Below are 7011 nucleotides of genomic sequence, written 5' to 3'. Positions count from 1 at the left end.
GCCACCCACTGCACCCCCCCCCGGCCCGCCCCGGCCACCCCCGGTGGCCGGGCCGCCCTCGTGGAGAGGAGTCGTGCCATGTCCGGTCTGGTCCGCAGGAACTTCGACGATCCCGAGGAAGTCCGCCCCTTCGAGGAGGGCACGGGGGAACTGCGCCTGGTCAACCTGGACGCCGGGCCGGTGGGGCGGGCGGTGTTCCGGCCGGGCTGGCAGTGGTCCAAACACGTCAAGCCGCTCGCCAGGACGGACAGCTGCGAGGCCGCCCACACGGGGTACGTGGTCTCGGGCCGGATGAAGATCGTCATGGACGACGGTGAGCAGGCCGAGTTCGGGCCCGGCGACCTCATGATCTGCCCGCCCGGGCACGACGCCTGGATCCTGGGCGACGAGCCGTGCGTGATCGTGGACTGGCAGGGCTTCGCGGACTACGCGAAGCGGCGGTGAGCCCTCAGAGGGTGGCCGGCGCGTGGTCGTGCCCGCCGTCCCGGCGCGGGAACGGGTTCTCCGCGATGAGCTTCCCCTGGGCGTCGTAGGCCGCCATGACGAAGGAGTCCACCTGCGCGGGGTCCATCGGAGGCAGTTCGACGTAGTACGCCGCCCAGCCCTTCATCCCGGCGGTGGTGACCAGGGTGGCGACGGTCGGCCTGCCGTTGCGGAAGGCCACCACCCGGGCCGGCATCGGGCCGAGGTACATGCCCGAGAGGCCCTGGCTGTAGAGCTGGGGCTTGAAGTGGTCGAGGTTGTCGCTGGTGGCGTCCCGGCAGCCGAAGGAGGGGCGCCAGCTGCCGTCGCTCTGGCGGGTCTCGTCACAGCGCTCGGTCGCGGTGACCCAGATCCGGGTGTCGTCGGCGATCGTGATCTTCTCCCCGGGCGCGACCTGCCGCACCGGCGAGAGCGGCAGCGGTGTCGCCGCCGAGCTCGGGGCGCCGGTCGGGGCCGGGCTCGGGGTCGCCGTCGGGCTCGCGCCCGGGGCCCCGGTCGGGCCCGGGGTCGCCGTCGGATCGGAGCTCGGGCCCGCCACCGGGCCCGCCACCGGGGCCGCCCCCGAGGCCGCCGCCCCGACCGTGCCGCCCCCGTCGTGCCCGGCCCCGACCGCCGTCACCGCGGTGGCCCCGCAGACCAGGGCCACCGCCAGGGCGGCCGCCCCGGCCCCCACCCGGCGCCGGGCGCGCCGCCGTCGGGCGCCGGCCAGCACCACCACCGGATCCGGCCCGGCCGCCCCCGGGTCGTCGTCGTCCTTGAGCAGGTCTCCGAGTCTGTCCTCGAAGCTCATACCGTCACCTCGATGTGCGTCGTGGTACCCGCCGTGCCGTCCGTCCGGTCGGCGAGTTCGGGGTGTGCGCGCAGCTTCGACAGCGCCCGGTTCAGGGTGCTCTTGACGGTCCCCCGGGCGATCCCGAGTTCGGCCGCGATGCCCGCCTCGGTGAGGTCCCCGTAGTACCGCAGCACCACGACCGTCCGCTCCCGGCGGGTGAGCGTGCCCAACGCCTGCTGCAGCAGCGCCCGTTGGGCCTGCCGCTCGGCGAGGTCCTCGACCTGCGGCCGGTCCGGGGTGTGCTCGGTGGGCAGTTCGCGGTTGCGCAGCCGTCGCCACCAGTCGCGGTGCTGGTTGACCACGATCCGGCGGACGTACGCGGTCGGGTCGTCGGCGGTGATCCGGTGCCAGTGCAGGTAGGCGCGCTCCAGCGCGGACTGCACGATGTCCTTGGCCCGGTCCGGGTCGCCGGTCAACAGCTCGGCCAGCCGGAGGAGTTGGCGACCGCTCCCGGCGACGAACGCGCTGAACTCGGCGTCCTGTCGCTGTCTCTGCTCGCGTTTCACACCCACCTGACTCCTCGGGCGGACCGCGAGGTTCGGTCCGCCCGGGAGTTTTCTCCGCAGGAGTGCGCCGGAGGGGTGGTGCAGGGCCGGATCAGACGGCGCTGCCGGCCTTCCAGTCGGCCCAGCTGAGGTTCCAGCCGTTCAGGCCGTTGTCCGCGGCGACGGTCTTGTCACCGGAGTTCCGGACCTCGACGACGTCACCGACCATCGAGGACTTGTAGAACTTGTAGCCGTCCGTGCTGCTGTCCTGGGCGCCCTTGGCGTCCTGGAGGCCGACGCAGCCGTGGCTGGTGTTCTGCCCGCCGAAGATCGACGGCGAGGACCAGTAGTTGCCGTGGATGAAGGTCCCGGAGGTGGTCAGACGCTGGGCGTGCGGGACGTCGGCGATGTCGTACTCGCTGCCCAGGTTGACGGTCTGCGAGTTCATCCGGGTCTGGGTGAACTGCTCGGAGATGACCATCTTGCCGCCCCAGGTGGTGTGCTCGGAGGAGCCACCGGAGATCTTGTAGACCGCGCTGACCTGGCCGTCCGTGGTGACGGTGAGCTTCTTGGTGGCGAGGTCGGCGACGCTGGTCTGGGCCCGGCCGATGGTGAAGGAGACGTCCTTGGACTGGGTCCCGAAGACGCCCTTCGCGCCCTCGACGTCCTTGAGCCGCAGCTTGAGGGTGACCTTGGTGCCCTTGGCCCAGTACTCCTGCGGCCGGAAGTCGAGGCGGGTGCTGGAGAACCAGTGGCCGACGATCTCGACCCCCGGCTCCGCTATCACCGTGATCGCCGACTGGACGGCCTTCTTGTCGGTGACCGGCTTGCTGAAGTTGATCGAGACCGGCATGCCGACGCCGACCGTCGAGCCGTCCTCGGGGGTGAAGTAGCCCACGAAGGTGTTGGCCGGGGTGGCGGTGCTGAAGCTGGCGTTGGCGTCCGCCTCCAGCTTGTCCTTGTCGACGCCGCTGGCGGTGACGGAGTACTTGGTACCGCTGGCCGGGGCCGCGGCCGAGGTCCAGCTGGTGTTGTCGGCGGAGAGCTGGCCGGCCAGTTCCTTGCCGGTGGAGTCGGTGACCTTGACGCTGCTCAGGGTGCCGTTGCTGACGGTCACCTTGACCGGCTCGCTGAAGCTGGCGCCGGTGGTGCCGTCCGCGGGGCTGACGGTGATCACCGCGGCCGAGGTCTTCGGGGTGCTGCCGCCGCCCGAGCTCGGGGTGCCGCTGGTACCGCCGCCGCCGGAGCCGCCGCTGCCGCCGCTGTTGTCGTTGCAGGCCGCGAGCAGCAGGACCGGCGCGCCGATCAGACCCGCGAGCACTCCGCGCCGGCTCCAGCCGCCTCCGGCCACCCGCCCCTGACCGTCCCGTGCCGTCACGTCGCGTCTCCCTGCTGATCATCCCGGGCTGTTACGGATACAGAAACGCGATCCGACCGCCCACGGTTCCATCACCGAAGGGTAAGCGATCGTATGAGATGACCCAACTTCCCGCTGAACATGGACAAAACACCCGGCCCGCCGAGCGGCGGACCGGGTGTCCACGGGCGGGTACGACGCCCACGGCCGTCGGCGGCCGCTACTCGGCGGGCTCCTCCACCGTGTACTCGTCCCACTCCTCGCTCTCGGGGTCGAACTCGGTCTGGGCCGACTCCCACGTCGCCGAGGCGAGCTCCACGCCCGGGACGTCGCCGAGCAGCGCGACCGGGTCGATGAAGTGGGCGAGCGAACCCGACGGGTCCACCTCGATGGCGTCGACGGACTGGGCGCGCTCGTCGTCGTCGAGGTACTCGTCCTCGGCGACCTGCTGCAGGGCCGCCGCCTTGAGCGCGCCCTCGTCGGTGATCTCCGCGATGAGCTCGATCTTGAGCTTGACGTAGCGCGGGGCGTCGGTCGTTTCAGTGCTGGTCATGCCAGCGAGCGTACGGGACCGGAGGTCCTCCGGTGCGCACGGGAACACCGGGACCGCCGGGAACCCCGGGGCCGCCCGGGCGCACGGTCGGGGCCGGTCCCTCGGAACAGGACCGGCCCCGGCCGCTCTCCGCCTCGGCTCCCCCACCCGGGAGCCGCGGAGCCGCGCCACAGGGGCGCGGTGGTCGCCGCGGGAGCCGCCGCACCCTGTCGACCGGCCGGAGCCGGACAGGGGCGGGACGACGGCGTCCCCCGCGGAGGGCCCCTCCCTCCGATACCGGTCGGGGAGGGCGGACACGGCGGCCGGGTCAGGACCGTCCGTCGCGTCCGGAGCCGGCCGCACCCACCGGGGAGCCGCTCCCGGTGGACCGCTGCCGTCTCGCTCGGCTTCTTGCCGTTGACCACCACGATGCCGGAGCGTTGTTAACCACGTGCTGCGGACAGATGACGCCGGTGTACCACTTCGCCCGTGGACGAATCCTCCGGATCCGGCCACGGGCGGGTGGTGGTGAGCAGGCGTCAGCCCCGTCGGCGCACGGACGTCAGGCCCGCGCGGCCACCGGCGTCAGTGCGCGGCCCGGCCGGTCAGGTAGCCCAGCAGGTCCTGACGGGTGACGATGCCCTGCGGCTTGCCCTCCACCAGCACGACCGCCGCGTCGGCCTTCTCCAGCACGGTCATCAGGTTGGTGACGGTCTCGCCCGAGCCGACCACCGGCAGCGGCTTGGACATCACCTTCTCCAGCGTGTCGGTCAGCTCGATCTCCTTGGCGAAGATGCCCTCCAGCAGCAGCTTCTCCACCACCGAGCCGATCACCTCGCCGGCCATGATGTCGGGGTGCCCGGCGCCCGGGGAGACCACCGGCATCTGCGAGACGCCGTACTCGCGCAGCACCCGGACCGCCTCGGCGACCGTCTCGTTCGGGTGCATGTGGACGAACTGCGGGACGCCGCCCTGCTCGTTGCCCTCCTTGCGGGCCAGCACCTCGCTGATGTGCGCCTCGTCGGTGGCCGAGGGCAGGAAGCCGTAGTCGGCCATCCAGTCGTCGTTGAAGATCTTCGACAGGTAGCCGCGGCCGCCGTCCGGCAGCAGGACCACCACGACGTCGTCCGGCCCGAGCTTGCGGGCCACCTCCAGCGCGGCCACCACGGCCATCCCGCAGGAGCCGCCGACCAGCAGGCCCTCCTCCTTGGCCAGGCGGCGGGTCATCTGGAACGAGTCCTTGTCGGAGACCGCGACGATCTCGTCCGCGACGGTCTGGTCGTACGCGGTCGGCCAGAAGTCCTCACCGACGCCCTCGACCAGGTACGGACGGCCGGTGCCGCCCGAGTAGACCGAGCCCTCCGGGTCGGCGCCGACGACCTTGACCTTGCCGCCGGACACCTCCTTCAGGTAGCCGCCGGTGCCGGAGATGGTGCCGCCGGTGCCGACGCCCGCCACGAAGTGGGTGATCTTCCCGTCGGTCTGCTCCCACAGCTCCGGACCGGTGGAGTGGTAGTGCGAGGCCGGGTTGTCCGGGTTGGAGTACTGGTCCGGCTTCCAGGCGTTCGGGGTCTCGCGGACCAGGCGGTCGGAGACGTTGTAGTAGGAGTCCGGGTGCTCCGGGGCGACGGCGGTCGGACAGACGACCACCTCGGCACCGTACGCGCGCAGGGTGTTGATCTTGTCGGTGGACACCTTGTCGGGACAGACGAAGATGCACTTGTAGCCCTTCTGCTGGGCCACGATCGCCAGGCCGACACCGGTGTTCCCGGAGGTCGGCTCCACGATCGTGCCGCCCGGCTTGAGGGCACCCGAGGCCTCGGCGGCCTCGATCATGCGCATCGCGATGCGGTCCTTCACCGAGCCGCCGGGGTTGAAGTACTCGACCTTCGCCAGCACGGTCGCGCTGATCCCGTCGGTGACCTTGTTCAGCTTGACCAGCGGCGTGTTGCCGACCAGGTCGATGATCGAGTTGTGGTACCGCACGGGGGTCCTCCCGGTCTATGGGCATGCGAGTGCATTCGGTACGGCAAAGCCTAGGGCGTGGGACCTGCCGCACACCTCCCTTCCCGCGCCTCCCGCGCTCCCCCAATGGCCCACCCGCGCCCCCACCCCGGTACTCCCGCCCTCCGCGCGGGTAAGAGCGCTGTGCAGACATGGCCGCGCCCCGGAGGGTTCGGCACGAGGACGCGAAGGGGGCACCGGATGTCAGGCGCACAGGACTCCCGGGCCCGGGTGGCCCGCCGGATCGCCACCGCCGCGGCGTACGGCGGCGGCGGGCTCGGCCTGCTGGGCGTGGGCCTGGTCGGTCTGCTGCTGACCGAGAGCAGGCTCGCCGTCCAGGCCATCGGCGTCCTGGAGACCGTCCCGCCCAAGGCCGACGGGGTCTACGGCGAGGCCTTCGCCGACCGCCTCGCCGCCCCCCGGCCGCCGCTGGTGCTGGCCGTGCTCGGCGACTCCACCGGCGCCGGCCTCGGCGTGACCCGCGGCCGGGAGACGCCGGGCGCGCTGTTGGCGGCCGGGCTGGCCTCGGTGGCCGAGCGCCCGGTGCGGCTGGTCAACGTGGCCCGCTCCGGCGGCCGCTCCGCCGACCTCTCCGGCCAGCTGGAGCAGGCCCTGCGGCACCGCCCGGACATCGCCGTGATCATGGTCGGGGCCAATGACGTGACCCGGCACAGCCCCGCCCAACTCGCCGTCCGGCAGCTCGGCGAGGCCGTCGCCGCCCTGCGGGCCAACGGCTGCGAGGTGGTGGTGGGCACCTGCCCGGACCTCGGCACGATCAAGCCGGTGCGCCCGCCGCTGCGCTGGGTGGCCCGACGGCTGAGCCGCCAGCTGGCCGCCGCCCAGACCATCGCGGTGGTGGAGGCGGGCGGGCGCACCGTCTCGCTGGGCTCGCTGCTGGGCCCCGAGTTCGCGGCCCGCCCGGAGATGTTCGCGGCCGACCGCTACCACCCCTCCGCCCAGGGCTACGAGACCGCCGCGATGGCCGTGCTGCCCTCGGTCTGCGCCGCACTGGGCCTGTGGCCGGAGGAGGAGCGCCCGAGCAGCACCGTCCCGGGCGAGACGGTGCTGCCGGTCGCGGTGGCCGCCGCCGCGGCGGCCGGGCGGGCGGGCACCGAGGTGGCCGCCGCGACGGCGGAGGGCGCGGGCCGGCGCTGGGCCCTGCTGCGGCACCGGCTGCGGGTCGGCCCGGAGGCCGCCCGGGACCCCGGCGCGGCCTCCGGAGACACGTCGGCCAGCTCACACGCCGGCGCCGGTGACGCTTGAGCTACCAACCGGTAGCTTTCCTCCCGGACCACCGGTCCGCCGTCACTCAGCGAGG

Annotated in this window: 7 protein-coding genes; 2 read left to right on the top strand and 5 right to left on the bottom strand. The window is 72.8% G+C overall.

Annotation, left to right across the window (positions count from 1 at the left end):
- Positions 1-78: 78 nt before the first annotated feature.
- A complete protein-coding gene (locus ABTZ03_RS23650; RefSeq protein ID WP_350515045.1) occupies positions 79-444 on the top strand; it encodes a cupin domain-containing protein in 366 nt (121 codons plus the stop codon).
- Between the two features lie 4 nt (positions 445-448).
- Here ABTZ03_RS23650 and ABTZ03_RS23645 read toward each other — a convergent pair whose 3' ends face one another.
- From ABTZ03_RS23645 to ABTZ03_RS23625, 5 genes are all read right to left on the bottom strand, one after another.
- Positions 449-1273 carry a hypothetical protein gene (locus ABTZ03_RS23645; protein ID WP_350515044.1) on the bottom strand — a complete coding sequence of 275 codons (825 nt, stop codon included), beginning with the start codon at positions 1271-1273 and terminating at the stop codon, positions 449-451.
- Entirely contained in the window at positions 1270-1821 is a 552-nt protein-coding gene (locus ABTZ03_RS23640) for a SigE family RNA polymerase sigma factor (RefSeq protein WP_350515043.1), read from the bottom strand. The genes ABTZ03_RS23645 and ABTZ03_RS23640 overlap by 4 nt, the downstream gene beginning before the upstream one ends.
- Before the next feature lie 91 nt (positions 1822-1912).
- A complete protein-coding gene (locus ABTZ03_RS23635; protein WP_350515042.1) occupies positions 1913-3178 on the bottom strand; it encodes a L,D-transpeptidase in 1266 nt (421 codons plus the stop codon).
- A 199-nt stretch (positions 3179-3377) separates the two neighbouring features.
- The gene (locus ABTZ03_RS23630; protein WP_350515041.1) at positions 3378-3710 is read right to left on the bottom strand and encodes a hypothetical protein; all 333 of its coding nucleotides are present in this window, start codon (positions 3708-3710) and stop codon (positions 3378-3380) included.
- 564 nt (positions 3711-4274) lie between these two features.
- Positions 4275-5675 carry a cystathionine beta-synthase gene (locus ABTZ03_RS23625; protein ID WP_350515040.1) on the bottom strand — a complete coding sequence of 467 codons (1401 nt, stop codon included), beginning with the start codon at positions 5673-5675 and terminating at the stop codon, positions 4275-4277.
- Between the two features lie 219 nt (positions 5676-5894).
- Between ABTZ03_RS23625 and ABTZ03_RS23620 the strand changes: the two genes are divergently transcribed.
- Positions 5895-6956, top strand: coding sequence for an SGNH/GDSL hydrolase family protein (locus tag ABTZ03_RS23620; RefSeq protein WP_350515039.1), 1062 nt, complete (start codon positions 5895-5897; stop codon positions 6954-6956).
- Positions 6957-7011: the final 55 nt, after the last annotated feature.

This window comes from Kitasatospora sp. NPDC096077 (genome assembly GCF_040303245.1).
Classification (GTDB): Bacteria; Actinomycetota; Actinomycetes; order Streptomycetales; family Streptomycetaceae; genus Kitasatospora.
This window is presented reverse-complemented; position numbering and strand designations above follow the sequence as displayed.

What these genes read in the sequence shown, in the direction of transcription:
- ABTZ03_RS23630 (WP_350515041.1), bottom strand. Translation starts at nt 3,710, where the DNA reads ATGACCAGCACTGAAACGACCGACGCCCCGCGCTACGTCAAGCTCAAG.
- ABTZ03_RS23620 (WP_350515039.1), top strand. Translation starts at nt 5,895, where the DNA reads ATGTCAGGCGCACAGGACTCCCGGGCCCGGGTGGCCCGCCGGATCGCC.
- ABTZ03_RS23650 (WP_350515045.1), top strand. Translation starts at nt 79, where the DNA reads ATGTCCGGTCTGGTCCGCAGGAACTTCGACGATCCCGAGGAAGTCCGC.
- ABTZ03_RS23645 (WP_350515044.1), bottom strand. Translation starts at nt 1,273, where the DNA reads ATGAGCTTCGAGGACAGACTCGGAGACCTGCTCAAGGACGACGACGAC.